Annotated in this window: 27 protein-coding genes and 1 tRNA gene; 10 read left to right on the forward strand and 18 right to left on the reverse strand. The window is 64.4% G+C overall.

Going from position 1 to position 26,821, the window contains the following annotated elements; translation table 11 throughout:
• Positions 1-76: 76 nt before the first annotated feature.
• The 5 genes from dop to AC5RV1_RS01030 form a co-directional block, all read right to left on the reverse strand.
• Positions 77-1,750 carry a depupylase/deamidase Dop gene (gene dop / locus AC5RV1_RS01010; RefSeq protein ID WP_493993171.1) on the reverse strand — a complete coding sequence of 558 codons (1,674 nt, stop codon included), beginning with the start codon at positions 1,748-1,750 and terminating at the stop codon, positions 77-79.
• Positions 1,747-3,498: a proteasome ATPase gene (arc, locus tag AC5RV1_RS01015; protein WP_163163736.1), complete on the reverse strand. Its 1,752-nt coding sequence runs from the start codon at positions 3,496-3,498 to the stop codon at positions 1,747-1,749. The genes dop and arc overlap by 4 nt, the downstream gene beginning before the upstream one ends.
• Positions 3,499-3,580: 82 nt before the next feature.
• The gene (locus AC5RV1_RS01020) at positions 3,581-4,645 is read right to left on the reverse strand and encodes a tRNA (adenine-N1)-methyltransferase (protein WP_493948338.1); all 1,065 of its coding nucleotides are present in this window, start codon (positions 4,643-4,645) and stop codon (positions 3,581-3,583) included.
• A gap of 97 nt (positions 4,646-4,742) precedes the next feature.
• Entirely contained in the window at positions 4,743-5,909 is a 1,167-nt protein-coding gene (locus tag AC5RV1_RS01025; RefSeq protein WP_493993172.1) for a site-2 protease family protein, read from the reverse strand.
• Positions 5,902-6,642 carry an HAD family hydrolase gene (locus tag AC5RV1_RS01030; RefSeq protein ID WP_493993173.1) on the reverse strand — a complete coding sequence of 247 codons (741 nt, stop codon included), beginning with the start codon at positions 6,640-6,642 and terminating at the stop codon, positions 5,902-5,904. The genes AC5RV1_RS01025 and AC5RV1_RS01030 overlap by 8 nt, the downstream gene beginning before the upstream one ends.
• A 150-nt stretch (positions 6,643-6,792) precedes the next feature.
• Between AC5RV1_RS01030 and AC5RV1_RS01035 the strand changes: the two genes are divergently transcribed.
• Positions 6,793-7,698: a PAC2 family protein gene (locus AC5RV1_RS01035; RefSeq protein WP_461190198.1), complete on the forward strand. Its 906-nt coding sequence runs from the start codon at positions 6,793-6,795 to the stop codon at positions 7,696-7,698.
• A 24-nt stretch (positions 7,699-7,722) separates the two neighbouring features.
• Here the strand turns inward: AC5RV1_RS01035 and mshC are convergent, their stop codons facing one another.
• Positions 7,723-9,000: a cysteine--1-D-myo-inosityl 2-amino-2-deoxy-alpha-D-glucopyranoside ligase gene (gene mshC / locus AC5RV1_RS01040; RefSeq protein ID WP_493993174.1), complete on the reverse strand. Its 1,278-nt coding sequence runs from the start codon at positions 8,998-9,000 to the stop codon at positions 7,723-7,725.
• A gap of 15 nt (positions 9,001-9,015) precedes the next feature.
• Positions 9,016-9,849 (reverse strand): undecaprenyl-diphosphate phosphatase, encoded by an 834-nt coding sequence (locus AC5RV1_RS01045; protein WP_430226199.1) that lies wholly within the window; start codon positions 9,847-9,849, stop codon positions 9,016-9,018.
• Between the two features lie 52 nt (positions 9,850-9,901).
• Here AC5RV1_RS01045 and AC5RV1_RS01050 point away from each other — a divergent pair, with 52 nt between their 5' ends.
• Entirely contained in the window at positions 9,902-10,837 is a 936-nt protein-coding gene (locus tag AC5RV1_RS01050) for an aldo/keto reductase (RefSeq protein WP_493993175.1), read from the forward strand.
• 33 nt (positions 10,838-10,870) lie between these two features.
• On the opposite strand, the gene AC5RV1_RS01055 is transcribed toward AC5RV1_RS01050, so the two are convergent.
• Positions 10,871-11,143: a hypothetical protein gene (locus tag AC5RV1_RS01055; protein ID WP_104043962.1), complete on the reverse strand. Its 273-nt coding sequence runs from the start codon at positions 11,141-11,143 to the stop codon at positions 10,871-10,873.
• A 40-nt stretch (positions 11,144-11,183) separates the two neighbouring features.
• On the opposite strand from AC5RV1_RS01055, the gene AC5RV1_RS01060 reads away from it, so the two are divergent.
• Positions 11,184-11,417, forward strand: coding sequence for a DUF5703 family protein (locus AC5RV1_RS01060; RefSeq protein ID WP_163163719.1), 234 nt, complete (start codon positions 11,184-11,186; stop codon positions 11,415-11,417).
• Between the two features lie 23 nt (positions 11,418-11,440).
• On the opposite strand, the gene AC5RV1_RS01065 is transcribed toward AC5RV1_RS01060, so the two are convergent.
• Positions 11,441-12,601, reverse strand: a complete 1,161-nt coding sequence (locus AC5RV1_RS01065; RefSeq protein ID WP_493993176.1) for an acyl-CoA dehydrogenase family protein — start codon at positions 12,599-12,601, stop codon at positions 11,441-11,443.
• Between the two features lie 10 nt (positions 12,602-12,611).
• Positions 12,612-13,916: a M20/M25/M40 family metallo-hydrolase gene (locus AC5RV1_RS01070; RefSeq protein ID WP_493993177.1), complete on the reverse strand. Its 1,305-nt coding sequence runs from the start codon at positions 13,914-13,916 to the stop codon at positions 12,612-12,614.
• A 169-nt stretch (positions 13,917-14,085) separates the two neighbouring features.
• Here AC5RV1_RS01070 and AC5RV1_RS01075 point away from each other — a divergent pair.
• Positions 14,086-14,168 (forward strand) — tRNA-Leu (locus AC5RV1_RS01075).
• Between the two features lie 362 nt (positions 14,169-14,530).
• Here the strand turns inward: AC5RV1_RS01075 and AC5RV1_RS01080 are convergent.
• Positions 14,531-14,947 (reverse strand): CBS domain-containing protein, encoded by a 417-nt coding sequence (locus tag AC5RV1_RS01080; RefSeq protein ID WP_493948331.1) that lies wholly within the window; start codon positions 14,945-14,947, stop codon positions 14,531-14,533.
• Positions 14,948-15,306: 359 nt separating this feature from the next.
• Entirely contained in the window at positions 15,307-15,849 is a 543-nt protein-coding gene (locus tag AC5RV1_RS01085; protein WP_493948330.1) for a GNAT family N-acetyltransferase, read from the reverse strand.
• Between the two features lie 191 nt (positions 15,850-16,040).
• Here AC5RV1_RS01085 and AC5RV1_RS01090 point away from each other — a divergent pair, with 191 nt between their 5' ends.
• Entirely contained in the window at positions 16,041-16,733 is a 693-nt protein-coding gene (locus AC5RV1_RS01090) for an SGNH/GDSL hydrolase family protein (RefSeq protein ID WP_493993178.1), read from the forward strand.
• Positions 16,734-16,764: 31 nt separating this feature from the next.
• Here AC5RV1_RS01090 and AC5RV1_RS01095 read toward each other — a convergent pair whose 3' ends face one another.
• From AC5RV1_RS01095 to AC5RV1_RS01105, 3 genes are all read right to left on the reverse strand, one after another.
• Positions 16,765-16,980: a hypothetical protein gene (locus AC5RV1_RS01095; protein WP_493948328.1), complete on the reverse strand. Its 216-nt coding sequence runs from the start codon at positions 16,978-16,980 to the stop codon at positions 16,765-16,767.
• Between the two features lie 75 nt (positions 16,981-17,055).
• On the reverse strand, positions 17,056-18,027 hold the full coding sequence (locus AC5RV1_RS01100; protein WP_493993179.1) for a glycosyltransferase family 9 protein: 972 nt from the start codon (positions 18,025-18,027) through the stop codon (positions 17,056-17,058).
• Positions 18,024-19,166 (reverse strand): glycosyltransferase family 9 protein, encoded by a 1,143-nt coding sequence (locus AC5RV1_RS01105; protein ID WP_493993180.1) that lies wholly within the window; start codon positions 19,164-19,166, stop codon positions 18,024-18,026. The genes AC5RV1_RS01100 and AC5RV1_RS01105 overlap by 4 nt, the downstream gene beginning before the upstream one ends.
• 208 nt (positions 19,167-19,374) lie before the next feature.
• Between AC5RV1_RS01105 and AC5RV1_RS01110 the strand changes: the two genes are divergently transcribed.
• The gene (locus AC5RV1_RS01110) at positions 19,375-19,677 is read left to right on the forward strand and encodes a DUF4193 domain-containing protein (protein ID WP_066275770.1); all 303 of its coding nucleotides are present in this window, start codon (positions 19,375-19,377) and stop codon (positions 19,675-19,677) included.
• A gap of 87 nt (positions 19,678-19,764) precedes the next feature.
• On the opposite strand, the gene AC5RV1_RS01115 is transcribed toward AC5RV1_RS01110, so the two are convergent.
• A complete protein-coding gene (locus AC5RV1_RS01115) occupies positions 19,765-20,229 on the reverse strand; it encodes a GatB/YqeY domain-containing protein (protein ID WP_430226187.1) in 465 nt (154 codons plus the stop codon).
• Positions 20,230-20,343: 114 nt separating this feature from the next.
• Here AC5RV1_RS01115 and AC5RV1_RS01120 point away from each other — a divergent pair, with 114 nt between their 5' ends.
• From AC5RV1_RS01120 to AC5RV1_RS01135, 4 genes are all read left to right on the forward strand, one after another.
• The gene (locus AC5RV1_RS01120; protein WP_493993181.1) at positions 20,344-21,114 is read left to right on the forward strand and encodes a M50 family metallopeptidase; all 771 of its coding nucleotides are present in this window, start codon (positions 20,344-20,346) and stop codon (positions 21,112-21,114) included.
• Positions 21,111-22,202 (forward strand): glutathione S-transferase family protein, encoded by a 1,092-nt coding sequence (locus tag AC5RV1_RS01125; RefSeq protein ID WP_493993182.1) that lies wholly within the window; start codon positions 21,111-21,113, stop codon positions 22,200-22,202. The genes AC5RV1_RS01120 and AC5RV1_RS01125 overlap by 4 nt, the downstream gene beginning before the upstream one ends.
• A gap of 30 nt (positions 22,203-22,232) precedes the next feature.
• A complete protein-coding gene (locus tag AC5RV1_RS01130; RefSeq protein ID WP_493993183.1) occupies positions 22,233-23,342 on the forward strand; it encodes a serine hydrolase domain-containing protein in 1,110 nt (369 codons plus the stop codon).
• 146 nt (positions 23,343-23,488) lie between these two features.
• Entirely contained in the window at positions 23,489-24,571 is a 1,083-nt protein-coding gene (locus AC5RV1_RS01135) for an FUSC family protein (RefSeq protein WP_493993257.1), read from the forward strand.
• On the opposite strand, the gene AC5RV1_RS01140 is transcribed toward AC5RV1_RS01135, so the two are convergent.
• Together AC5RV1_RS01140 and AC5RV1_RS01145 are read right to left on the reverse strand one after the other, a co-directional pair.
• Complete coding sequence (locus AC5RV1_RS01140) at positions 24,568-25,479, reverse strand: MaoC/PaaZ C-terminal domain-containing protein (protein ID WP_493993184.1); 912 nt, start codon at positions 25,477-25,479, stop codon at positions 24,568-24,570. The two genes, AC5RV1_RS01135 and AC5RV1_RS01140, sit on opposite strands and share 4 nt — an antisense overlap.
• A complete protein-coding gene (locus AC5RV1_RS01145; RefSeq protein ID WP_493948321.1) occupies positions 25,476-26,816 on the reverse strand; it encodes a 3-oxoacyl-ACP reductase in 1,341 nt (446 codons plus the stop codon). Before AC5RV1_RS01145 ends, AC5RV1_RS01140 begins: the two co-directional genes overlap by 4 nt.
• Positions 26,817-26,821: the final 5 nt, after the last annotated feature.

Raw genomic sequence — 26,821 nt, forward strand, 5'->3', positions numbered from 1 at the left:
CTCCCTTTCCTGCCGTCGGATCCGGCGGATCCTCCGATATGCCAATCCTGCCACGATGCAGGCCTTCCGGCGCGGTTTATGCCGCAGGCGGAGTTCTGTTGTGTCCCAGGAGTTCCGCGAGGAAGGGGCCTGCTTCACGGTAGCGTTCGAATAACGCTCCGGTCAGGCCTTTGGTTCCCCGAAGGGGCTCCCGGGTGGGCACGCGCTGAAGCCTGCCGTAACCCGGGACGTCGAAGATGACCGAGTCCCAGCTGGCCCCCACCACGTCCTTGCCGAAGCTGCTGATGCACTTGCCCCGGAAGAACGCACGGGTGTCCGGCGGCGGCTCGCCCACGGCAGCCGCAATGGCGCCGTCGTCGACAATCCTGTCCACGCGGTTCCTGGCGAGGAAGCGGTAGTAAAGGCCTTTTTCCGGCCTGATGTCGGCCCATTGAAGGTCAACCAGCCCAAGCCGGGCGTCGTTCCACTCCAGGCCGTCACGTTCGCGGTAGCCCTCAAGGAGCGAGAGCTTTGCGACCCACTCAACGGACCGGGCAGCCGCTGCCCGGTCATTGTCCAGCTGGGTGAGGACGGTGGCCCACCGGTCCAGCACGTCGTGGGTGTGTCCATCGCCGTCCACGGCGTCACCGACCCCGGTGTCCTGTGCCAGCTTTGCAGCGGCTTCGTGATACATCCACTGGAGGTCGAGGGCTGTGACACGCCTGCCGTCCAGCAGACGAAGCGTCGCGGTAAGGGAGGTGTCGTGGCTGACCGTCTGCAGGGCGGCCACGGGTTCGTACACCTCGATCTTTGGTGCGAGCCCGGCTTCGATAAGGCTGAGGACCATGGCCGTGGTTCCGAACTTCAGGTAGTTGGAGACCTGGCTGAGGTTGGCATCACCGATGATCACGTGCAGGCGGCGGTATTTGTCCGCGGTGGAGTGGGGTTCGTCCCGGGTGTTGATGATGGGACGCCGGATGGTGGTTTCCAGGCCCACCTCGGCTTCGAAGAAATCAGCCCGCTGGCTGATCTGGTAGCCGGGGGTGGAAGCGTCCTGTCCGATCCCCACCCGGCCGGACCCGCAGAGGATCTGGCGGCTGACGAAGAAGGGCGTCAACCCTCGGACGATGTCCCCGAACGGAACAGAGCGGGGCATGAGGTAGTTCTCGTGTGACCCGTAGGACACAGATTTGTTGTCAGTGTTGTTCTTGTAGAGGTTCACCGGTGGCAGGTCGGGATCAGCGGACAGCCGCCGCACCGAGGCCAGCGCCACGACGTCACCGGCAGCGTCCCACTTGACCGCATCACGGGGGTTCGTCACCTCAGGGCTTGAATACTCCGGGTGGGCGTGGTCCACGTACAACCTGGCTCCGTTGCCGAGGACCATGTTCATCAGGAGGGTGCCGGACTCATCCTGCCCGTCGAGTTCGAGTTCCTCCCGGCCGTAGGCCAGCGCAACGGCCTCCGCGTCCAGTACCGGCGGCTGGTCGGTCAACTGGCTGGGGTGGGCGGATCCCCTGTCCACCGTCCAGCCCCGTGCGTCATGGAGGGGTTCCTCGTCGGTGTAGTCCCACCGCGTTTCTGCCCCGCCTGCGGCACGCTGGCGGGTCACCTGGGCATATGCCTGGACCACCCTCGCGCTCATCATGGTGGCGTTCGCCGACGGGGCAGACGGGGCATGGATGCCGTATTCGGTTTCTGCTCCCATGACCCGCAAGGCCCCGCCTACGGGGAGGGCTCCCCCGGGGGCAGGTTCCTGCGCAGCCGTCATAGATACTGCCCTGTGGTCGGCATTGTTTCGATCGACTTTCCAGGCTCCTGGCCGGCTTTGCCCTGAACGATGGTGCGGATGTAAGTGATCCGTTCACCCTTCTTGCCGGAGATCCGGGCCCAGTCGTCCGGATTGGTGGTGTTGGGCATGTCCTCGTGTTCGCGGAACTCGTCCACCACGGCCCGCAGCAGGTGCTCGATCCGCAGCCCCTTCTGGTGTGTGGTCAACAGGTCCTTGATGGCGTACTTTTTGGCCCGGTCCACCACGTTCTGCACCACGGCGCCGGAGTTGAAGTCCTTGAAGTACAGCATCTCGGTGTCACCGTTCGCGTACGTGACTTCCAGGAACTCGTTCGACTTGTCCGTGGAGTACATGGCTTCCACCGTGCGCTGGACCATGGCGTCCACCGTGGCCTGGACGTCACCGTCGTGCTCAGCGAGGTCGGATTCGTGGAACGGCAGGTCCGGAGTGATGTACTTGTTGAAGATGTCCGCAGCAGCCTCGGCATCCGGGCGGTGGATTTTGACCTTGACATCCAGCCGGCCGGGCCGAAGGATTGCCGGGTCGATCATGTCCTCACGGTTGGACGCGCCGATCACGATGACGTTGTCCAGCCGCTCCACACCATCGATCTCGCTGAGCAGCTGGGGAACGATGGTGGTTTCGACGTCGGAGGAAATCCCTGTGCCGCGGGTGCGGAACAGCGAGTCCATCTCGTCGAAAAATACCACTACGGGGCTGCCGTCTGATGCCTTTTCCCGGGCGCGGGAGAAGATGAGCCGGATGTGGCGCTCCGTTTCGCCTACGTACTTGTCCAGGAGTTCGGGGCCCTTGATGTTCAGGAAGTAGCTTTTCAGGTCCACGTTCCCGGAGCGCTCCGCGGCACGGGCAGCAAGTGAATTGGCCACGGCCTTGGCGATGAGGGTCTTGCCGCAGCCGGGAGGGCCGTACAGCAGGATGCCCTTGGGCGCCTTCAGGCCGTGTTCCCGGTAAAGGTCCGGATGCAGGAAGGGCAGTTCGACGGCGTCGCGGATCTGTTCGATCTGCGGTCCCAGACCACCGATGTCCTCGTACGTAATGTCGGGGACCTCTTCGAGGACCAAGTTCTCCACCTCGGACCGCGGCACTTTCTCCAGTGCGTATCCGGTCCTCGAGTCGATGGAGAGGGCATCGCCCACCCGGAGCTTTTCGGCGAGCAGCGCACCGGAAAGCCGGACTACCCGCTCCTCGTCGGCCCGTCCCACCACGAGAACGCGGTCCGAGCCGAGCATCTCCTTTAGGGTGGCCAGTTCGCCCGCCCGCTCGTAACCGAGCCCGGCGACGACCAGGAGCGCCTCGTTGAGGAGGACTTCCTGGCCCACGGCCAGCTGGTTGATGTTCACTAAGGGGCTGATGCCCACCCGCATTTTCCGGCCGGCGTTGAAGATGTCCACTGATTCTTCAGTGGCCGCCTGCCCGCTGCTGCCCGGTGAGGGCTGCCTCCGGGGGTTCAGCTGGAGAATGGTGCCGAAGCTGTAGGGAGGTTGTCCTTCCTGGTCCAACGCGTTCTTCAGCCGGAGAATCTCGGCCTTCGCGGCCTCAAGCATCGTGACCAGCTTGGTATTGTTCTGCGTTGCCGCAGCCAACTGGCGGTCGATGTGCCTGAGCTTGTCCCTAAGGATGTTGACCTGGCGGTCGGCAACCGAGAGGTCGTTGGCGGCAGACTGCTCTGCCGGTGTACGTCCGGAGTCCTGGTTTGGCGTCTCCATGATGTATCAGCCCCTTCCTGCGCTTCTATTAAGACCTTAGTCCCAAGATGGCAGGTAGGGTGGGAGACTCCCGAAATATGGACTAGTTCGTGATGTCCGGCGTGTCCTTGACGTTCGTGCCCGCAATGGCATCGCGGGCGGCGCGCCGAAGCTTTTTGTCGGAGACCAGCCGCTCCCCCACCGCGCCCGGCGTCCAGGCGTTGACGTCCTCCTCGTTAAAGTCTGTCTTTGAGGGGCGCCGTTTGACGGAGATGCCAGTGACGCCGTCGGCCAGCCGGCGGGTGACCAGCAGGAAGCCGGTGTGGGCCACCATCCGGTGGTCGGGGCGGACGGCGAGGCCTTCGAGGTGCCAGCCACGGACCATCGACTCCCAGGCGTCCGGCTCAGTAAACCGTCCGTCGGCGCGAATGGCCTCCGCTGTCCTGGAGAGCTGGGTGACGGTTGCCACGTAGTTGATCCACACGCCGCCCGGGGCCAGGACCGTGGCCACGGCATCGAGGCACTCCCAGGGCGCGAGCATGTCCAGGACCACGCGGTCCACGGAGCCCGGGGCCTCGCTGCGCACCACTTCCTCCTGGAAGTCGCCAAGGGAGATCTGCCAGGCAGGGTGCGGGCCGCCGAAAATCGTCTCAACGTTTCCACGGGCGATGTCCGCGAATTCTTCACGCCGTTCAAAGGAGTGCAGGTAGCCGTTGTCTCCGACAGCGCGGAGCAGCGAGATGGAGAGGGCGCCGGATCCAACGCCTGCTTCCACCACCCGGGCACCGGGGAAGATGTCGGCCATGGTAACGATCTGCCCGGCGTCCTTGGGGTACACCACGGCAGCTCCCCGGGGCATGGAGAGGACGAAATCAGAGAGCAGCGGGCGCAGGGTCTGGTACTGCTGGCCCACGTTGTTGACCACTACTGAGCCGTCAACCTTACCGATGATGTCATCGTGGTTCAGGAAACCGCGGTGGGTATGGAAAGCACCGCCACTTTCGAGGGTGATCGTGTTCATGCGCCCCCGCTCGTCGGTCAACTGGACACGTTCGCCTTCCCGGAAGGGACCGCGGCGACGGGCAGCTCCCACCGGCTGCGAGCCGCTGGCGGCGACACCGGACTCGGCTGCTGCTGTGGCTTCGTTGACGGCAGTTTCGCTGCTCATGATTTTCCTCGCTCCTGTAAAACTGTGGTGCCCCCGCGCCGATGTCCTTAAGGACATTGTGGCTTCTGCGGCGGCAATGCACGACCGGCAGGTAACTCTACCGGTTCCTGCCCTGCGGGTGCCTACCGGGTTGCTGGCGCCTGCCCGTGATCGCGGACAGCACCGCGTCCTGGGAGAGCAGCCCGGTCACCCTGCCGTTGTGGTCCACTACGGCGTAGTCCCGTCCTTCGAGTTGGGAGAGGAAGTGCAGAAGTTCCTGTCCCTTCGACCATTCCGGTACGTACGCGCCCGCGGCAAGGGCATAGGACACAGCAGTGATGGGAGTTGCCCCGGCGGCAGCGGCCGGAACCGAAGCCAGCGCAGCAGGATCAACGACGGCCTCGGGCCGTCCCCCATGGCCGTACACCACCACTGACGTTCTGTCCGGTGCGCCAAGCCGGAGTGCGTCCTGCACCGACGCCGTGGCAGGCAGGCCGACGGCGGGCGTCGACAACCCTGCCGCGCTGACCAGATGCAGCCGTCCGCGCAGCGTTCCCTGCTGGATGGCGGCCGAGGCTCCCATCCACAGGAAGCCTCCCACCAGCACGGTAATCATGAGCAGGCTGAACTCCGGTGAGTCACCGGCAAGCAGTGGCCGGAGGATGAACCAGTAGACGAGCGCAACCACGATGATGCGGCCGCCCCAACCTGCTGCCACCGTTCCCTTGGCTTGGCTGCCGGTGGCCTTCCAGACGGCGGATTCCACCAGCCGGCCTCCGTCGAGCGGGAGCCCCGGCAGGACGTTGAAGACGGCAATGAGGAAGTTTGCCCACATAAAGATGTTGGTGAGGATCTCGGCGACACTGCCCAGGGTGGCACCGGTCAGAAGCAGCCAGGCGCCTGCGGCCAGGACAAAGTTGGCGGCGGGGCCGGCAAGGGCCACCAGCACGGACCGTCCCGGGGTGGCAGTGAAGCTCTCGAACTGCGTATGCCCGCCCCAGAGGTTGAGCACGATCTTCTGGGTTGGCCACCCATACATCCTGGCCGTCAGGGCATGGGCCAGTTCGTGGACCAGGACGGAGACGAGCAGCAGGACAGCGTAGGCGAAAGCGATGATGTAGGCGCTTGCACCAAGGGCAGGGTTGTTCCGGCCAAGTACGGGCCCGTAGACAATCACGGTGAAGGCGGCGATGAGGAACCACGAATAAGCGAGGACAACGGGAACACCGGCAATCCTGCCCAACGGGATTCCCTCCCGGCGGACCGGGGCCGCGGTCTCAGTCATGGGAGGTCTCCAGCAGGCCGGCCGGTGTTGCAGCGGACGGCGCTGCTGAGCGGGCCACCACCAGGTCCTCAAGATCAGCCAGGGACCGTCCCGCCAGGGACTCCCATAACGTGTAGCGCCCGTCTTCAGGCAGTGGGACGATGTGGGGAATGGCGACGGTGGCCACTCCGGACGCCACTGCCGCTGCCACGCCCGGTTCCGAATCTTCAAGCGCCACACAGTGGTGGATCGCCAGGCCGGCGTCGTCTTCCTGGAGCAGTTCCACTGCTTTCAGGTACGCCTCCGGGTGCGGCTTTCCTTGCGCCACGGTATCCCCAGTGACTACCACTTCGAAGTAGGGGCGGGGAAGGCTTGACACCACTTCCCGGGCCAGCGGCCCCTCGGACATGGTCACCAGTGCGCATCGCACACCGGCAAGGTGGAGGTCTTCCAGGAGCTCCCGCGCACCCGGGCGCCACGGCACCCGACGCCTAACGCTGGCCACCACTTCTGCGGTGAGGGTGTCAATGATGTCGCGGACCTCAAGATCGACGCCGGCCTGCTGGAGGAGGCCGGCGGAGAACGTCAAAGACTGTCCTACGAGCTGCATGGCCTGTTCATGGGACCAACTTCCGCCGTGGGCTTCCACCAGTGCATGTTCAGCCGCTATCCAGTAGGGCTCCGTATCCACGATGGTGCCGTCCATGTCCCAGAGGACGGCTTTGAGCGGGGAACTGGTGGCTGGCGGTCGCATGCCCCCAGTCTACGGGGACTGTCTGGACGGGGGCTGTGGCTACGCCCTCGGCGAATACGGCCGGGTTTGCTGCCTCTTCGGGAGATTCAGACGCATTTTTCGGCGCTTCATTCAATGCAAGACCCTGCTCCTTGGACGTAGGGTGAAGAAATGAATAGCTTCGAGGGAGACACCACCGAACCGGGTGCCGGACCCGCCCGTGAGCGCTTCCTGCAGCCTGTGGCTGACGGACAGCGCGTCACAGTGATGCTGGCCGCCTTTGAAGGCTGGAACGACGCCGGGGAGGCTGCAAGCGACTCGCTGCGCTACCTCAATAAGCTGTGGGGCGGCAAGAAAGTGGCGTCCATAGATGCCGACGAGTACTACGATTTCCAGTTCACAAGGCCCACCGTGCGCAGGAATGCTGCCGGAGAACGCAAGATCAAGTGGCCCTCCACCCGGATCTACAAGGCCAGCGCACCCGGTTCGAACGTTGACGTCATTTTTGTCCAAGGCACCGAGCCGTCCTATAAATGGCGGGCTTACACGGCGGAACTCCTGGTGCACGCCGAAGCACTGAACGTCGACTACGTTGTCCTGGTGGGCGCACTGCTGGCAGATGTTCCGCATAGCCGGCCCATTCCGGTGAGCACGTCCTCCGACGACGCACCGCTGCGGGAACGCATGAACCTGGAAGCCTCGCAGTACGAAGGCCCGGTGGGAATCGTCGGAGTACTCTCCGAGGTGTCCCTCCTTGCAGGCATCCCCACGGTCTCGCTATGGGCCGCCGTCCCCCACTATGTTGCGCAGGCGCCATCGCCGAAGGCACAGCTGGCCCTCCTCCACCGGATCGAGGAACTGCTCCAGGTTCCCTTGGACACGCACGAGCTGGCGGAGGAAGCGGATGCCTGGGAACGTGGCGTGGACGAGCTGGCCACCGAGGACCCGGAAATCGCGGCCTACGTGCGGCAGCTGGAAGAGGCCAAAGACACCGCTGACCTTCCGGAAGCCACGGGCGAGTCCATTGCCCGCGAGTTTGAGCGTTACCTCAAACGCCGCGGGCAGGACAGGCCCTAAAGGCGGGTTCCTGTAGATGGCAGTTCAGAGCCGGATGCCCAGGAGGGCGTCGACGGCGTCCTTTACCAGGTGCTGGTCTGCAGGGCTGGCGGCAGCGCCGGCGTCGTCCGCCTTCCGTGCCCAGCTGGAGACCGCTGCAACGGCAGAGGGGGCGTCCAGGTCGGTGGCAAGGGCTGCCCGCATCTCCACGATCAGCGGTTCCGCGGAGCCTTCGGGGGCTTGGTCCAGCGCACGGCGCCATGACGCGAGGTCTGACTTCGCGGCAGCGAATCCTTCGTCCGTCCAGGACCAGTCCGAACGGTAGTGGTGGGCAAGGATGGCGAGCCGGATGGCTGCCGGGTCCTCCCCTGCGGCGCGCAGCTTCGACACCAGCACCAGGTTGCCCTTGGACTTGCTCATCTTTTCGCCGTCCAGCCCCACCATTCCGGCGTGGGCGTAATGCCTGGCAAGGGGGACTCCGGCCAGTGAAAACGCGTGGCCGGCACCCATTTCGTGATGCGGGAAGATCAGGTCCGACCCGCCGCCCTGGACGGTAAAGGGCGAGGGCAGGTACTTCTGCGCGATGACCGTGCACTCGATATGCCAGCCGGGCCGGCCGGCTCCCAAGCTGCCGCCGGGCCAGCTGGGCTCGCCTTCCCGCGCCACCCGCCACAGCAGCGGGTCCAGCGCCTGGCGCTTTCCGGAGCGGCCGGGATCACCGCCACGTTCGGCGAAGAGCTCCAGCATTTCACTTTCGGCGAGGCCGGAGATGGATCCCAGGGACCAGGCGTCCGGTGACGCGGACTGCTTGCCGGCGGCCTCGACGTCGTAATAGACATCCCCGTCCGGCTCGCCGTTGGTGCCCTGCACCCTGTAAGCCAGCCCCAGGCTGACCAGCCGCTCCACCTCGGGCACGATCAGTGAAATGGACTCGACCGCGCCGACGTAGTGGTCCGGCGCGAGGACGTTGAGCGCTTCCATGTCTGTCTGGAAAAGCTCAATCTGGGTTGCTGCGAGGTCCCGCCAGTCCACGCCGGTGGCCGTGGCGCGTTCCAGCAGCGGATCATCCACGTCCGTCACGTTCTGGACGTAGGACACCTCATGGCCGGCATCGCGCCAAACGCGGTTGAGGAGGTCGAACGCCACGTAGCTCGCGGCGTGGCCCATGTGCGTGGCGTCGTAGGGCGTGATGCCGCAAACGTACATGGAGGGCCGGCCATCTGTTTCCAGGGCCACCTCGCGGCCCACAGCGGTATCGAACAACCGGATGGCCGGCATGCTGCCGGGCACGTTGGGAACAGGGTGGGAGATCCAGGATTTCACACGCCAAGCCTAGTGCTAGGCGCTGATGACATTGAAACCGAGTAGGAGGTACAGGGCCAGGCCCAGGAAGATCCGGTACCAGACGAACAGGCGGTAGCTCCGGGTGGAGACGAACTTCAGGAACCAGCCAATGATGATGTAGCCCACCACCAGGGCGATCACGGTGGCCAGGGCTGTCTCCGGCAACCCGTAGGGGCCAGTGATGCCCTCATTGGACACGGTTTTGTAGAGCTGGAACAGCCCGCTGCCAAACACCGCGGGAATGGCCAGCAGGAACGAGTACCGTGCCGCAGCTTCGCGGGTGTAGCCCATCAGGAGGCCCGCGGTGATGGTACCGCCGGACCTGGACACTCCGGGGATGAGCGCCATGGCCTGGGCAAGGCCGTAGAGGATGCCGTGCTTGTAGGTCAGCCGGCTGAGGTCCCGTTCCTGCTTGCCCACTGCGTCCGCAACGGCAAGGAACAGGCCGAACACGATCAGCATGGTGGCCACGATCCACATGCTGCGGAGCACTGACTCGATCTGGTCCTGGAACAGCAGACCCAGCACCACGATGGGCAGGCTGCCCAGGATAACAAGCCAGCCCATCCTGGCGTCAGGGTCCTGCCTGGAGACTTTTCCGGAAAGGGAACCGGCCCACGCCTTTACGATCCGGACGATGTCCCGCCAGAAATAGATCAGGACTGCGGTTTCGGTACCCAGCTGCGTGATGGCGGTAAAAGCGGCTCCGGGGTCGGCGGCGTTCGGCAGGAACTGCCCAACGATCCGCAGATGGGCGCTTGATGAAATCGGTAAAAATTCGGTCAGTCCCTGCACAAGGCCCAGCAGGGCCGCCTCAAACCAGTTCACGCTAAGACCCTACGGCATGGGCAGTGCTGGTTCTGCCCGTAAGCTTGCTGCTATGCAGCAGCGTTACGTCGGCAACAGTGGATTGCGAGTTTCCGCCCTATCCCTGGGCACCATGTCCTGGGCCGGCGAGACCGACGAACAGGACGCCGCCGAGCTGCTGCGCACCTTCCTGAACGCCGGCGGACGGCATGTCGATACGGCAGCCTCGTACGCCGATGGACGTTCGGAGGCCATGATTGGGGCCATGCTGGGCGACGTGGTTGCCCGCACGGAGATTTCCATCTCCACCAAGGCAGGGATGACGACGCCGGATGGCCGGCGGGGTGTGGACACGTCACGGAACGCGATGCTCACCGGCCTGGAGGCCAGCCTGGCCAGGTTGGGCACCGACTACGTGGACATCTGGTTTGCGCAGGCCTGGGATGGCAACGTGCCGCTGGACGAAACGCTGTCCGCGCTGGAGTTCGCCGTACGGACCGGAAGGGCCCGGTACGCCGGGGTCTCGAACTTCAACGGCTGGCAGACGGCCAAGGCCGCGGCCATCGCAGGGTTTCCCCTGGTGGCGGCCCAGGCCGAGTACTCATTCCTGCAGCGGCAGCCTGAAGCGGAGCTGATTCCGGCAATTGAAGATGCAGGCCTGGGCCTGATGGCGTGGGGACCCCTTGGCCGTGGGGTGTTGACCGGAAAGTACCGGGGCAGCATTCCTGCCGGTTCACGGGGAGCGTCCGCCACGGATGCCGGGTATGTCGAGCCTTATCTGGACGGGAAAGCGTCCAGGACAGTCGAGGCCGTGTGCATGGCGGCCAAGGGCCTGGGCCGGACGCCGCAGGACGTGGCGCTGAGCTGGTTGCTTTCCCAGCACGGTGTCGCCACGGCGATAGTCGGCCCGCGCACGCCTGCGCAGCTCAAGGAAATCGTGGATGCCCAACTGACGCCCCTGCCGCCGGAGATAGCCTGCGCGTTGGAAGACGCATCAGCGCTTCAGTAGGGCTTTCGCTGGGAGCGGGGCCCGTGCCTTGTGTCAAACGTTCCGGTCCTCGACAATTTCAAGGTCTTCGTCGTCCACGTCGCTTTCCTCTTCCTCGTCATCTTCGTCGTCAAAGACCTGAAGCGGCGTGACCTCGTTGTACGCCTCGTAGAGTGCGTCCTCGTAGACTTCAAAAGCATCGGCTACTGCGAAAAACGCCGCCTCCACGGAGGGGTCACCATCTCCGCGGCGGTTGGATGCTGCTATAAGGTGTTCTTCCAAAGCGGTGGTCAAGGACTGAAGCGCGACACGCGGATCGATGCTCATGCCTTCACGTTAGCCGGAAAAGGACGAAAATGGAGAGCAAATGAAGGAACAATTTCTCACCAGCTCGGTCCAGCGGGAACGGGACTATGCGAAGCAGTACGAGTACCTCGTACTGACGGTCAGCCCTGTCGATTCACTGCACGAAGCCAGGCGCCGGCTGGTGGAGCACTCCGAATACGGCAAGTGGGAACTGGAGCGCAGCAAGCTGTACGTCGGGGGCGGCAGGCGGTTCTGGCTCCGCCGCCGGGTTCTGCAGGTCCAGCGGACCGTGTAGACAACAGGGGTCCAGCGGACCGTCTAATCCTCGAGGGGCCCCAGCCAGGCCGTGGCTATTGTGTTGTGGGCTGATTCGTCGTCGGACGGATGGAACATACCAGCCAGAACGTCCCGGTAGAGCCGTTCGAGCTCTGATCCCCGGAAGTAGCTTGATCCGCCGCTGACGCGGATGGCGAGGTCTACAACGTGGCGTGCGGTCTCCGTGGCGTTGACCTTGAGGCCTACGAGTTTCGGGAACCACTGCGGACCGTGATCGGCGAGGGCGTCCACGTCGGCGGTGACCGAGGCCAGTTGAGGGTACAGGTTGTCCATAGCCATCGCGGCCTCCGCCACTTTCCAGCGGATGTCCGGATCCTGCGCGTAGCTCCGTCCCGCATTCTTGAAGGAAGTCCGGCGCTTGACGGTTTCGACGCCCACTTCCAGCGCCCGCTCCCCCACTCCCGTGTAGACGGCTGCGAGCAGCGTCTCGAAGCACGCGAAGATGGCGAAAATCAGAGGGTCGCGGTTGGGTCCGACGGGTAGTTTGCGGAAGACCCGGTTTTCGGGGACGTGGACGCCCTCGAGGACCGTGGTGTTGGACTGGCTGGCGCGCATTCCCAAGGTGTCCCAGTCATCGAGAATTCTGTAGCCGGCTGTTTCGCGCGTGATGAAGCCGTGGACGAGTTCACCGTCACCCTCTCTTGCGGACGGGTCTTTTCCGAAGATGCCCAGCCTGGTCCACGCCGGCGACAGGCTGGTGAAGATTTTTGTACCGCTGAAGGTGTAGCCGCCGCCGGGCTGAGGCTCGGCCACCGTCCGGGAGTCGAACAGGACTGAATCGTTCCCTGCTTCGGAGTTGCCGAAGGCGAAGACTTCGCCCTGGGCGGCTTCCTTGAGGACAAAATCCAGGGAGTTGTCCCCTCTTGCCTGAAGGACATGCGCGACGCCGGTCCACACCAGGTGCATGTTGACCGCCAGGGCGGTGGCGGGCGCAGCCGTTGCCAGCCTTCGCTGGCACTGCGCCGCCGCTTCCAGCCCAAGGCCCTTCCCGCCGTCGGCCGCGGGGACAAAAAGCTTCAGGTAACCTGCCTCCGCAAGTTCCTGCAGGTCCTCGTGAAAAAATGCGTTGTCCCTGTCGTATCCGGCGGCCCTGGCACGGATCCGGTCCAAAAGGGCGTCCGGCAGGACTTCTTCCGGGGTCATGCGGGCCTGCTCAGTAGTTGGTGAGCAGGGTGTTGAGCACCCTGGCGCCGAATTTGAGGGAGTCGGCGGGAACGCGCTCGTCCACGCCGTGGAACATGCCGGTGAAGTCAAGCTCATCCGGCAGCATCAGGGGTGCGAAACCGTAACCGGTGATGCCCAGCCTGCTGAGCGACTTGTTGTCCGTGCCGCCCGACAGTGTGTAAGGCAGCACTTTGGCACCGGGATCCTCGGAATGCAGGGCGTCGATCATGGAATCCACCAGGTTGCCGGCGAAGGGCACTTCAAGGGACACATCGTTGTGGACGTAGCTCACGTCCACACCCGTTCCGGCCAGCTCCCGGACGATTTCCAGGACGTGCTCCTGCTGGCCGGGCAACGTGCGGCAGTCGATGAGCGCCTCAGCGGATTCCGGGATGACGTTGTGCTTGTAGCCGCCCTTCACGAGCGTGGGGTTGGTGGTGTTCTGCAGGGTTGCGCCCACAAACCGCGCCACCGTCCCCAACTGGTTCAGCAGGAGGTCGGGATTGTCGGCGTCGAACTCAACCCCCGTGAGTTCCGTCACGCCGTCCAAGAACTGCCTGGTGGTGGGTGTCAGTTCGATCGGCCACTTGTATTCGCCGATGCGGGTCACTGCGGCCGCGAGCCGGGTTACGGCGTTGTCGGTGTTGATCTGTGAGCCGTGGCCCGCCCTCCCATGGGCCACGAGGCGCAGCCAGGAGATGCCCTTTTCGGCGGTCTGCAGCAGGTAGGTGCGCTGCCCGCCGATGGTTGCCGAAAACCCGCCCACTTCCGAGATGGCTTCGGTTGCACCCTCAAAGAGCTCCGGGCGCTTGTCCACGGCGTAGCGGGCACCATACGCGCCGCCTGCCTCCTCGTCCGCGAAGAAGGCAAAAATGATGTCCCTCTTGGGCTTTTTGCCCGTGCGGGCAAAGCTTCGCAGGACTGCGAGGATCATGGCGTCCATGTCCTTCATGTCGACGGCGCCGCGGCCCCAGATGAGCCCGTCCTTCAGTTCGGCTCCGAACGGGTCCACCGACCACTGGTCGCGGAGGGCTGGCACCACGTCCAAGTGGCCGTGCACCACCAGTGCGCTGGCGGAAGGATCCTCGCCCTCCATCCGGGTAACCACGTTGGCCCGCCCTGGCGCTGACTCAAAGATCTCAGCCTCCATACCGACTTCCTCGATGAGCCCTGCGGCGTACTCTGCCGCAGCCCGCTCCCCCGGACCGGACCCGTCACCAAAGTTCGACGTATCTATCCGGATGAGTTCCTGGCAGATACGGACAACTTCATCCTCGGGCAGGACGTCAGGCATTGAGGGCTCCTCACTGGGGAATGACGGGTTTGCAGCGCTGGATTGCTGCCCTCAGCCTACCCACTTGGCCCGATTCGATGTTTCGGGAAAAGTCGTGTTAGAGTTTTTCTCGCTGCTTCGGAGAAACCCGAAACGCTGAAAGGCGGAAACGGTTCCCGAAATACCACCTGCGCGGGTGGCGGAATGGCAGACGCGCTAGCTTGAGGTGCTAGTCCTCGAAAGGGGGTGGGGGTTCAAGTCCCCCTCCGCGCACAAACGGAAGCCCCGGAAAATCATTGATTTTCCGGGGCTTTCTTGTGTCTGACCGCGCGGCCGCTTCGCTCAACCAGTTCTGCCAAGGTATATCCCGCTAGCCATTGCCCTTTCGGAGTAACCTACGGCGCCAGAGCAACAGGAGAACCCATAGGCCCAAGACCGGGAGGTGGATTGCGGGCCAGGTGACCGAACTGATCAGGGCCTCCTCAGCATCAGGGCGTGACGTATTTCACCGCCCGGGTACATGGGCATTAGCGAGAAAACGTGTTGCACATACATGAATGCGATGAACACCAGCTGTGCACACAGCTGATGGAGGGCCCTGTGGCAGCCGCTTCCTACCTTCGTTTTGAGTGCACTCAGTAGAAGGAAATGAGCTCTACGAGTTCCCCGACTCTGTCCTCCGGGTAGTTCCGGGCAATGTCTGCCTGCGTGAGAATGCCGACCAGATCATGGCCGTCAATGACCGGCAGCCGGCGCACCTGATGCTCCTGCATTGTGCTGATCGCCTCTTCGACGGAATCGTCCGCACCGATGGTGACAGGCTTGCCCTGACCAAAATCGCCTGCCTTCGCCGTACGGGGATCGCCGCCTTCCGCGAAGCACTTAATGACGATGTCCCGGTCCGTGATCATGCCCTTGAGCCGGTTGTCCTCGCCGCAAATTGGCAGTGCGCCGACGTTCAGGTCTTTCATCTTCCGCGCCGCTGCTTCCAGAGTTTCATTCTCACCGATGCATTCAACGCCGCCGGTCATAATTTCACGTGCTGTGGTCATGGCATTCTCCTTAGGTTGCGCCCGAGCGGGCGTTAGAAGTTCCCCGGTCACGGGGTTTTCCTACGGCTTCGTGGCCCTGCGTCAGGTAATGTGCCGTCAGATCCGATGAAGTCCCTGAACTTGCGCAGGTCCGTTCTGACCTGCGCGCCAGCGAGAACTAGCTTTGGCCCGGATCTCCCATAGGTTCCTCCTGTCCTGGCTGGGCGTCCCCGCGACGTGGACCGGAAGCGGTGGGTTGCCCGGAATGCTTCAGTCTAAATCGGTGCGCGTCGTGCTGACAGACCGGGTTTCATCCGACTTTCGGCTGAGGACCCTGCCACTCAGAACGGCAAGGGTACCGGCCGCGCTGACGCAGTCTTTCAGTAGAGGATGCGCTGGTAGAGGTTATGGTCCTGCCAAGTGCTGGCGATTTTCAGGTAAGCCGGCGCCACTCCAATCTTTTCGAAGCCGGCACGTTGAAGAATCTTTTGTGACGCGGCATTGTGCAGAAGGGTTGCCGCCTGGATGCGGTGCAAGCCCATCTTGTTCTTTGCATAACCGAGCACATGGGTCAGGGCCGCCGAGCCGATTCCCCGGCCGGAGTACTCGTGGTCTATCCAATACCCAACGTTGGCGCTGCAAAAAGGTCCGAGCACAATTCCAGTAAGCGTTATGGCGCCGATAATGCGATCCATATCGAGAATTACCCACGGTACTTCAGAACCAGCAGCGTAGGAGGCCAAACGCGCTTCTATGATTTTGTTCTGCCCGGCCACAGTGAAAAAATCCTCGGAGCGTGCTGGCTCCCAGGGGGTGAGGTACTCCCTGTTTGTCAGATAGGCGTCTTTCAATTTCCCGGCGTCGCTGGAGCGCGATATTCGGATCTCAATGTCGTCAATCAAGGTGTTCTTGGATGAGGTCACTTCGAGACTCTACCTATACTCCCGGGGCTCCGGGCCTCTGGGTGATGAACTCCCTAACCGGTAGATGCGAAGTAGGAGCGCGTCATTTGTCCCGGTTCCCACTCGTGTCGCCGGGTGGGTTCCACGAAGGGCAGATTCTGTCCCGCTGACGCGGGTGGCGGTTACGCGCACCAGGGTGGAGCATGACCCTCATGGACTTTGGAAAGGGCAAGGAGACGGGGCACGTGGTCCTGCTGGGCGACTCCATCTTCGACAATGCTGCCTATGTTGACGGCGGCCCGGACGTCATCAGCCAGCTGCGCCAGGAACTGCCAGGCTGGAAATGCTCGCTCCTGGCCATCGACGGGGACGTCATCACCGGCGTCGCCCGCCAGCTCCGCGGCCTCCCCCGGGACGCCACCCACCTGGTGGTGAGCGTCGGTGGCAATGATGCCCTGGGCTACGCGCCGTTGTTGCAGGAGCGGCCCGGCTCGGTTGCCGAGGCCCTGCTCATGCTTGACGCCGGAAGGGACAGGTTCGACGCCGACTACCGGGCCATGCTGCCCGCCGTCCTGTCACAGGGCCTGCCCGCGGCGGTATGCACCATCTACGACACTCCCCCATCGGAACCGAACCAGAAGATCGTCAGGGCAGCACTGTCCCTCTTCAACGATTCGATTACTCGGGCAGCCTTTTCCAGCGGCACGCCGGTGATCGACCTGAGGCTGATCTGCAGCGAAGACGCCGACTACGCCAACCCCATTGAACCTTCGTCACAGGGTGGCCGGAAGATTGCGCACGCCATTGCCACCCTGGTCCGGGCCGGCCACCCCAACCCCCACTCGGTGGTGATCGCCGGTGCGGCCCGGTCCGAATCTGCTCCCCCACCACATGGGGTGGGGTAAACAGACGATGCCATCCTCCCCCGGGTGCAGGCTAACGGGTGTGCGCGTGCCTTCTACGGCCCAGCAGCCGGGAGCGGGGCGCAACCGGACGGTACTGGACGCGGCGTTGCCGCTCCCGGTCGGCCCTGCGCTCCTGGCGCCGGGCCTTCCGCTCCAATCGGTCAATCCCGGACAGGATGGCGAAAGTGCCGACGACCCACAGGAACGCCATCGTCAATACCAAGGCAATTTCGATCTCGGTGCCCATGGCATTATTTTAGGACTTTCCGGCGCCCGGCAGGAGGCCTGGCCGGCCCCGGCTTGATGCGCCTGGGCAGTACACCTAGAACACCCCTAGCCCCCGCACTGCAGCGAGAACATCCGGCACGGTAATGGCCAACAGCGCCGGATCCGGCTCGGCCGCGAAAGTGTCTCCCCGCCGCAGCTCAGCGCGGGTCAGGACGACGTGCGGACCCGGGGGCGGACCCCAGATCTCGGGCGGAGCAGGCCCGAACAACACCACGGATGGCGTTCCGTACGCGGAAGCCAGGTGCGCAGCCCCCGTATCGGCGGAGACCACCAGGCGGGCCGCCGCGATGGTCGCGGCGAACTCCGCCAGGCCAAGCCGTCCCGCCAACACTGCATCCTCGGCAAGCCCCGACCGCAGGCACACGTCAAGGGCCCGGTCCCTCTCGCTGCTGCCACCGGTGAAGACAACGTTGTGCCCAGCCGAGTCAAGGGCTGCGGCAACAGCTGCGAACCGCTCGGCAGGCCAGAGCCGGCTGCCGTAGGCGGCTCCAACGTGTAAAACGGTGGCACCCGGTACGGGGCTGGGCACATGGGGAGTATTCAGGTGGATGTCCAGGGGGTCGGCCTCGATGCCGTGCCATGCCAGGAGACTGACCCAGCGTTCCCTCTCGTGCAGCTCGGCCCGCCACGGCGGCCCGTCCCGGTACTGGCTCCGGTGGCCTATGGTGTGGCGGGCCTGCAACGCCTCAATCCGGCCCTGGCTTTCCGGCCCGCTGCCGTGCAGGTTCACTGCCACGTCCACAACGCCGGGTTCCCTGGCCAGCGGCTCGTCCAGGCCGTGCGTGGGCAGAAGTTCATAACCGCCCACGAGCCCCAGCGCCTCAGAAAGCCAGCCCTGGGCCGCGTACCTCAGCCGGTGTTCCGGGAACTCACGCCGGAGCGCCTTCAGGGCAGGCACTGCGACCAGCAGGTCCCCAAGCTTCAACGCCCGAAGGACCAGGAGCTCCGGTTTCCCGTCGTGCGGCTCGTTGGCTCCCCGCGCTGGCGCACTCTCCGTAGCGCTCATGCCTGCTGCCCGGACAGTTCCGTGGCCGCAAGGCTGCGGACATCCTCGTGCACATCCCGCACGGCGATGCCGGCCACCGCCGAATCGTCGTGGGAGCAGCGCGGTGCCGTCCAGCCGACTTGGGTCACATCTATGCCGCAGGTGGGGCAGGCGGTCACCCAGGAAGCGTGGACCCGGTGAAGGCTCCGGCCCAGTGCACCGGCATTGATAACGTTGCCGGCCCAGAAGATACCGACGGTCGGAACCCCCAAGGCTTGGGCCAGGTGGCGCGGGCCGCTGTCATTTCCGACCACCACCGCCGCACGGACCAGCAGTGCCACCAAGCCTGCCATGTCCAGCTCACCAGCCACGGAACGTACGTGGCCCGAGGCGGCCAGTTCGACGATCCGCCCGGCAAGTTCCTTCTCGCTCTCATCGCCCACTACCACCACCTGGAAGCCGTCCCCGGCGCAGGCGACGGCAAGTTCAGCGAACCGCTCCGCCGGCCAACGACGGCGGGGATCCGTAGCGCCGGGATGCATCACCACTAAAGGCTGGCTATCGTCGTCGGCCGTTTGGGGTGAGGGGCGCAGGCCCTCCGCCGGAGCCAGCCTCGCCTCGAGATCAACAGGGAACGCACCCGCGAACCCGGCCACCTCCAGGGCCCTTAGCGGTTCATGCTGGTAATAGAGGTAGGGCACCGTACGCTCCAGGCTTGCTGCGTCAGGCGTGCGCGTTCCAACAGTGTGGCGGGCGCCGAGCCGGAGCAGGAAGGGATTGGAATACCGCCCGCCGCCATGGACCTGGACCGCCAGATCAAAGCGGCGTGCCCGCATCTCCTCGAAAAACCGCTCCAGCTCTTCTTCGTCCTCGGCTCCGGGCCGGACACCTTCGGAAAAGGGAAGGACCTGAACCTCGTCCACCGGGCTCTTCGTCGCGGCGATCAAAGCCTTGTGCGCCGGCGTGCCGAGGAGGGTTATGGAGGCCTGGGGGTATGCCGCTTTCAATGCGGCAATGGCGGGAATAGCGAAAATGAGGTCGCCGAGGCCCCCGCCGCGCAATACGGCTATCCTTGATACCGACTCAAACTTTTCCAGGACAGGACCAACGCCCGTGCCGGTCCGCCCGGCGCCTCCGAATTCTGCAGTGAGCTGCTCCACATATACCCCTTCAGATAGTGGGGAGACCGCAGCGTTCGCTGCGACCTCCCCGGCCCGTACAGCCACAGTAGGGTGATGAACCTTGAGGCCGTTTCCTTAAACCTCTACCCAAACGGCGGTCAATATACTCCGGCTATTGGGGAATACCCGGATGATGCTGTACGTTTCATACGCGACAGACGAACCAAAGAAAAGAGAAGCACCTAAAGTGGCAACCGATTACGACGAACTGCGTTCCGACGTCAAGGAATCGCAGGACAACTCTCTCGAGCAGCTCCAGTCAGCCAACGCTCCCGACGCGCGCAGCGTCGTCCTGGAGCTGGACGAAGCTGACGGCCTCGACGGCGCGGGCGTACCCGGCGGCGAGTTTGTCGCTGAGGAGCTCGTTGTTCAGGTCATCCCCCAGGCCGAGGACGAATTCACCTGCTACTCCTGCTTCCTGGTCCGCCACCGCTCGCAGATTGCGCGCCAGAAGGACGGCCACAGCTACTGCACGGAGTGCGAAGGCTAAATCAGGAAGTCAGGCGGGACGGCGCATTCAGCCGCCCCTAACTGAGCAGAAGGCACGCCCACTATCGTGTGGACGTGCCTTTCCGCTTTAAGCGAGCTTTTGGCGCACCAGCTGGCTGACTTCCTTGCCATCGAAGCGCCCTGCAACCTTCGCCGTCACGGGCTTCATCACTTCGCCCATCTGCCGCGGCGTCAGTTCGCGTCCCTCGGCGCGGAGCCCGTCGATGACCTCGTCCACAATCGCCTCCACCTCCTGCAGGGACAGGGGCTTTGGCAGGTAAGACTCGATCACCTCCGCTTCAGCAATTTCCGCCGCCGCCCGCTCCGGCTGTCCGGCTTCCGCGTAGATGCCAGCCGTGTCCCGGCGCTTCGCTGCTTCCTTTTGAAGCAGTGACGTCACCTGCGCATCATCGAGCTGCACGGGTGTCTTCCCCGACTTCTCGCGGGTCTCAATCTCGCCCAAGACGTTTCGGACAGTGGTCAGCGCAGTCTTATTGCGTTCCTTCATATGGATGACGACGTCGGCCTGCAACCGTTCCTTCAAAGATGACACGTTTCCTCTGTTCCTGTGTTTTTTCTTTCATTGGGACGGAGCGCCGCAGGGCGCCGCGGCAGCGTCCCACCCATCCCTAGTACCGTAGGTGCTTATGGCCAAAAATGACCACTCATGCCCGGGAAGCATTCGGTGAACCTTGCCAAGGACCCTTGGAATACGTTCATCAGTGCCTTCAGCCGCACCGACCTTCCCGTCATTACATTCACTGAGCTGATTCTCGCCCTGGGCATAGTGACTGCCTTGTCGACCCCCCGCCAGTCCTGGAAGTATGTGGGCCTGCTTGCAACAGCCACCCACGAGTTGGGACATGCCTTCGCAGCAGTCACGAGCGGCCAGCGGTTGTCAGGGATACGGCTTCGGTTCGACCATTCAGGCACCACCACCACATACAGCCGGAGCAAACTGGCCACCGTGTGGTCCTGCTTCTGGGGGTATCCCGTCCCTGCAGTCGTAGGCGCCGCGTTCGTGTGGTGCGGCTTCACCGGGTGGGGTCCTGCCGCCCTGGCGGTCAGCACGGTGGCCCTTGCAGCGACACTGCTCTTCCTCCGCAACTCCGCGGGGTTCCTCATCACCACCGCTGCGATAGGCGGCAACATAACTCTTATTTTCCTGGTGCCGGCCGGTTTCGTGGGCCATGTGTCCGTCATCCTGGGCCTGGTACTGCTGGTGGGCGCCGTACGGGACCTCATTAAGCTCGCGCATGTGCACCTGCGGCGCAGGGAGCGGCTTGCCAGTTCCGACGCGTACCTCTTGTACCGTGCGACGGCGGTTCCTTCCGTTGTGTGGATCCTCCTGTTTACGGTCCTGGTGGGCGGGTCCTGGCTGGTCGCCTGGCAGCCTATCTCTGCAGTCCTACCAGCGGGGTTTAGGGTGGTTTTATGAGCCAGGAAACGGAAAGCACCCAGCAAGTGGACGGCGGGGGTACCGCAGAGCACAGCACGCGCGGCGCCTACGTAACCGGTGGAGCGGAATTCAACCGCGACACCAACTACATCGAGGACCGGATCACTGCAGACGGCAGGCCGGGCCTTAACGGGGAGCCCGGTTGGCCAGTGGAGTCGGGACGCTACCGCCTTATCGCCGCAAGGGCATGCCCTTGGGCAAACCGGACGGTTATTGTCCGCCGGCTGCTGGGGCTGGAGGATGCCATTTCCCTCGGGCAGCCCGGCCCCACGCATGACGCGCGGTCCTGGACTTTCGACCTGGATCCCGACGGCGTTGACCCGGTCCTGCGAATCGAACGCCTGCAGGAGGCGTACTTCAAGCGGTTTCCTGACTACCCGCGGGGCATTACCGTTCCGGCGATTGTTGAGGTGGCCACCGGAGCGGTGGTCACCAACAACTTTCCGCAGATCACGCTTGACTTCTCGACGGAATGGACGAAGTTCCACCGGCCCGGCGCACCCCGGCTGTACCCCGAGCATCTCCGGGAGGAGATCGACAAGGTCAACAAACGGGTGTTCACCGAAGTCAACAACGGGGTCTACCGCTGCGGCTTCGCAGGGTCCCAGGAGGCCTACGACGCCGCTTATGCGAGGCTTTGGTCAACCATGGACTGGCTGGAAGACCGGCTCTCCCGGCAGCGGTACCTGGTAGGCGACACCATCACGGAAGCCGACGTGAGGCTGTTCACCACGCTGGCGCGGTTCGACGCCGTCTACCACGGCCACTTCAAATGCAACCGCCAGAAACTCAGCGAGATGCCTGCCCTCTGGGGCTACGCGCGCGACCTGTTCCAGACTCCCGGGTTCGGCGACACCACCGACTTCGTCCAGATCAAGCAGCACTACTACATCGTGCATGAGGACATTAATCCCACCGGCATCGTCCCTGCCGGCCCAGCACTGGGTGGCTGGCTTGACGCTCACGGGCGCGAGTCCCTGGGCGGCCGGCCCTTCGGGGATGGAACCCCGCCGGGGCCGGTGAAGACCGGCGAAGAAGTTGCGCCGGGACACGGAGCGGACTCCTGAAGGAAAGCGCTTTCTGGCTAAACTGGCCGGATGCAGACAACTCAATGCCACGTAGCGCCCGGCTACGAAAATGTCCTGGAGCTCTTCGAATCATTCCTGGCTGAGGACCCGCAGTACAGTGCGCAGCTGGCGGCCTACCATCACGGGAAGCAGGTGGTGGGACTTACAGGTGGACCGGACATGGACGAAGATACGATAACGGGCGCGTACTCCTGCTCGAAGGGAGTCGCGGCCATGGTGGTCGCACTCCTGGTCCAGGACGGGCTGCTTGACCTTGACGCCCGGGTTGCCCACTACTGGCCGGAGTTTGCGGTGCATGGCAAGGACCGGCTGCTGGTGCGGGAGGCGCTGTCCCACCAGGCCGGAATCATGGGGGTGGAGGGCGGTTTCGCCCTTGACGGGTTCACCACCCCTGGTGCTGCCGCCCGCCTCGCAGCGGCCCGGCCGTCCTGGCAGCCTGGCCGCCAGTTCGGCTACCACGCCCTGACCATCGGGATCATGATGGAAGAGCTGTGCCGCCGCACCGCAGGAGAATCGCTGCAGGACTTCTATGACCGCCGGATTCGGACGCCACTGGACATCGATTTCTTCCTGGGCCTGCCGGCGGACATGGAGCCCCGCTACCGGGAAGTCCTGTACACCATCGATCCGCAACAGCCCTGGGTCGATCCGCTCAGCCTCGACGGGCTGAACAGCAATGCACCCGTCAGCACCATCATGGAGCTCCCCAACGTCCGCAGTGTCCGCGGTGCCGGCATGTCGGCGGCCGGCGGAGTGGGATCTGCTGAGGGACTGGCCCGGCTTTATGCGGCAGCCACCACCGGCGTCAGCGGTGGGGAAGGATTCCTGGCTCCCGGAACGGTGGAGCTGATGTCCCAGGAACAGGTGTGGGGCCTGGACCGTTCCTCCGGCCTGGACAACGCTTTCGCCGTGGTTTTTATGAAGCCGCATCCCTCCCGGAACTTTGGCAGCCACCGGGCTTTCGGCCACGAAGGCGCCAACGCTGCCCTCGGGTTCGCGGACCCCGCCTACGGCCTGGGATTCGGCTACATCCCACGGCGCGCAGAGGACGGCCGCACCCCTGGAAAGGCGCACCAGTTGGCCGCAGCCGTGCGCCGTTCAGCGGCGGCTTTGTCCTAGAAGTTTCGCCCGCCGCCTTTTACTGCCGTCCTGACCAGTAGCTTTGTCCCTTGCCCCACAGGCCCCCTAGGGTGGATCGGATGGGCAAATCTCAAGCACGTCCGGCAGTCCGGTGGGCCAAGGGGACCCAGTTTCTGAAGCAGGCAGTGGAAGGACTGTCCGCGGCGTTCGCTGCACAACGCCTGCAGTTGGCGGCCAAAGCCGCCCTGGCCGCAGGGTTGGCCTTCCTCATCGCCCCGCTCATGCCCGGCGCAGCCGCGAACTACCCGTACTACGCGCCGCTGGGAGCGCTGGTGGCGATGTACCACAACGTGGCCGGATCAGTCCGGCAAGGCTTCCAGGCCCTCGCCGGACTCAGTATGGGAATAGGTCTCGCGGTCATCCTGGTGAACATCGCGGATCCCTCGCCCCTGACGGTCGCTTTGTTCATGGGCATAGGCGTACTGCTGGGCGGGTTGCCGGGAATTGGCTCGGGCAGTGATTGGATTCCGACGGCGGCCCTGCTGGTGCTCCTCGTGGGAGGCAGCAACGCGGACGACTTTTCGTTTGGCTACCTTGTGCAGATGGGCGCCGGCGTTGCCGTAGGCATCGCAGTGAACTTCTTAGTCTTTCCCCCGCTGCACTTGAAAGCCGCCGCGGCCAGCCTCGATGAACTCCGCTTTGCCTTGGGCAGGCAACTGACCGACATGGGCGCCGCGCTGGAGGAAGAATGGCCGCCCGAGCACGAGGAATGGTCGCGCCGTTCGGATGAGCTGGCATCAGCCGCCCGCACCGTACGCCATCTCGTCAAGGAAGCCGATGCCAGCCGGCGTGCCAACCCCCGCCGTAAACTCCACCCCCGGGACATCGACCGTGACTACCGTAATCTCCGCCAGCTGGAGAGGGTAACCTTCCACATTCAGGACATGACGGACGTGCTCTCCGACGTCATCTGGGAAAGCGACGTGCCGTACACCGTCCCGCTGCAGGACAACGGTCCGCTGGCCGGGGCTATCACCGCCACGGGCGAATTGCTGCGCTCATTCAGCAATGAAGACCCGCAACAGCAGGAGGAGCTCTATCAGGCCGCCAGGACGGCGGTGGAAGCCTGCATGGCAGCCACCGCCACCCGTGAGCTGGACGAAGGCGCGGTTCCGGCGTCCGAATCCATCCTCCTGAGCCTCCACCGGATCCTTCGCGCCGTCCACCCGTCAAGTGATTCGGAGGCACCGCCCCAGGGGAAACTCTAGAGGGCGGCGACTGAGCCGCTGAAGTGACGGCGGCCGGAGCGGGGATTCCACGCGACGAAGTCGGAACGCTCCCAAGCTCCTGCCGCCCCCTGCACCGTACTGATGTCCAGGGCGACCCGGCAGGGAAGGAAAACCGGCGCCTCAAAGTCGACTTCCCAAGTGAAGGAATCCCCCCGGACCGCGCCGACGTCGGCGAGTGCCCTGGCCGCCAGGTACATGCCGTGGGCGATGGAGCGGCGCATGCCCAGTGCCTTGGCGGACAGCACGCTGAGGTGGATCGGGTTAAAGTCGCCGGAAACTGCCGCGTATGCCCTTCCGGTGTCCACCCCGAGCTGCCACAGCGCGGTGGGATCCGGCGCCGTGAACTCCGGCCGTGCCGGGGCGACTGTTGGTTTGTCGATTCCCGGCAGGAAAACGCCCTTGGCCAGATAGGTGGAGACCCCCCGCCAGGAGATTTCCCCACCCGGGGCCCTGCGGACCTCGACCACCAGGTCCACCTGTGTGCCCGACCGGTGACCACGAAGGTTCTCCACGTGCGCGGCGATGACCAGGGTATCCGTGAAGACGAGCGGCCGCCTGTGTTCCACGACGTTGCGCAGGTGGATCATCCCGAGCAGCGGCAAGGGAAAATCATCCCGGTTCATGACGCTCATGGCGAGCGGAAAAGCCAGGGCGTGGATGAATCCTGCGGGCAGCACGTCACTGGCAGTTTCGCCGATGAGGTGCTGGTAGGCCGTAAGGTTACCGACGTCAACCGTGACGCCGCGGACTTCGTGGCTCTCTGCCGGAAGGACTGATCCGTCATGCGTCCCCAGCAGCCGGCGCCGGGCGGCCTGGGCGGCAGCATTGACGTAGAGCTTGGAAAGCGACGGCATCTCCCCCAGGATGAGCGGCTGTACAGGCGTCATGCCCCCACCAGGTTCTGGCCGCAGACCCGGAGCACCTCGCCGTTGATACCGCCAGCCGCGTCGCTGGCCAGAAAGGCTATGGTCTCTGCGACGTCGGTTGGCTGGCCACCCTGCTGAAGCGAGTTCAGGCGCCGGCCCATCTCCCGCAGTGCAAAGGGTATCCGGGCCGTCATCTCGGTTTCGATGAACCCCGGCGCGACGGCGTTGATGCTGCCGGCTTGGGCGGCTAGAAGCGGCGCAGTCGCGCGAACCATGCCCATGACTCCGCCCTTGGACGCCGCATAGTTTGTCTGGCCGCGGTTGCCGGCGATGCCGCTGGTGGAGGCGACGGAGACGATCCGGGGAGAGCTGCGGAAGTGTTCTGAGGCCAGGAGGGCCTCATTGATCCGGAGCTGGGCGGCAATGTTGATGTTGATCACTGAGTTCCAGCGGCCCTCATCCATGTTGGCCAGGAGCTTGTCCCTGGTGATGCCGGCATTGTGGATCATGATGTCCAGGCGCCCGTACCGCTGGGCGGCGTGCTCCAGGATCCGTTGCCCGGCCTCCCCTCTGCTGATGTCCAGCTGGAGGGCTGTCCCCCGCACCTCATTCGCCACCGCAGCCAGCTGGTCGCCCGCCGCAGGGATGTCCACCAACACCAAGGTGGCGCCGTCCCGGTGCAGTGTCCGGGCTATGGCCGCACCGATGCCACGAGCTGCTCCGGTGACGACGGCGATCCTCCCGGCCAGGGGCTTCTCAGGGTCCGTGGAAAGTTCTCCCGCCGTCGTGGACACCGTGACGAACTGGCCGTCCACGAAAGCGGAGCGGCCGGAGAGGAAGAACCGGATTGCCGCCAGCGCGCTTGGGCTCGTTGTGTTCACGTCCCGCGCCAGGAGAATACCGTTGCCGGTGGCACCACCACGCAGTTCCTTGGCCAGGGAGCGCAGGAACCCGTCCACCCCCTGGCGTGCGGCTGCTGCCGCCGGCGAGGGTGCGTCCGAGGCAGGCCGGGACACCGTCACGACACGGCCTCCCTGGGCGAGATCCCGCAGGGAGGCTGCAGCGGAGAGAATCGGCTTCCCGAGGTCTTCAGGTTCCGCCACTTCGTCCAGCACCATGATGATGGCACCAAGCTTCTCCCGCGGAACGGCGTGCCGCCTGACGTCGAGATCCCAGGAGAGCAGTTCGGCGGCGAGGCTGTCGGCACCGGCAGTGCCGCCCTGGACCAGGATGGGCCCGGTAATCAAGGGCTGGCCGGGCTCGTACCGGCGCAGTACTGCCGGCTGGGGCAGCCCGAGCTTTTTGGCCACGTTCCTGCCCAAACCCTGGTTTACCAGTTGTGCGTACTTGTCTGTCATGCGTT

This window comes from Arthrobacter sp. Hb9-2 (genome assembly GCF_059091165.1).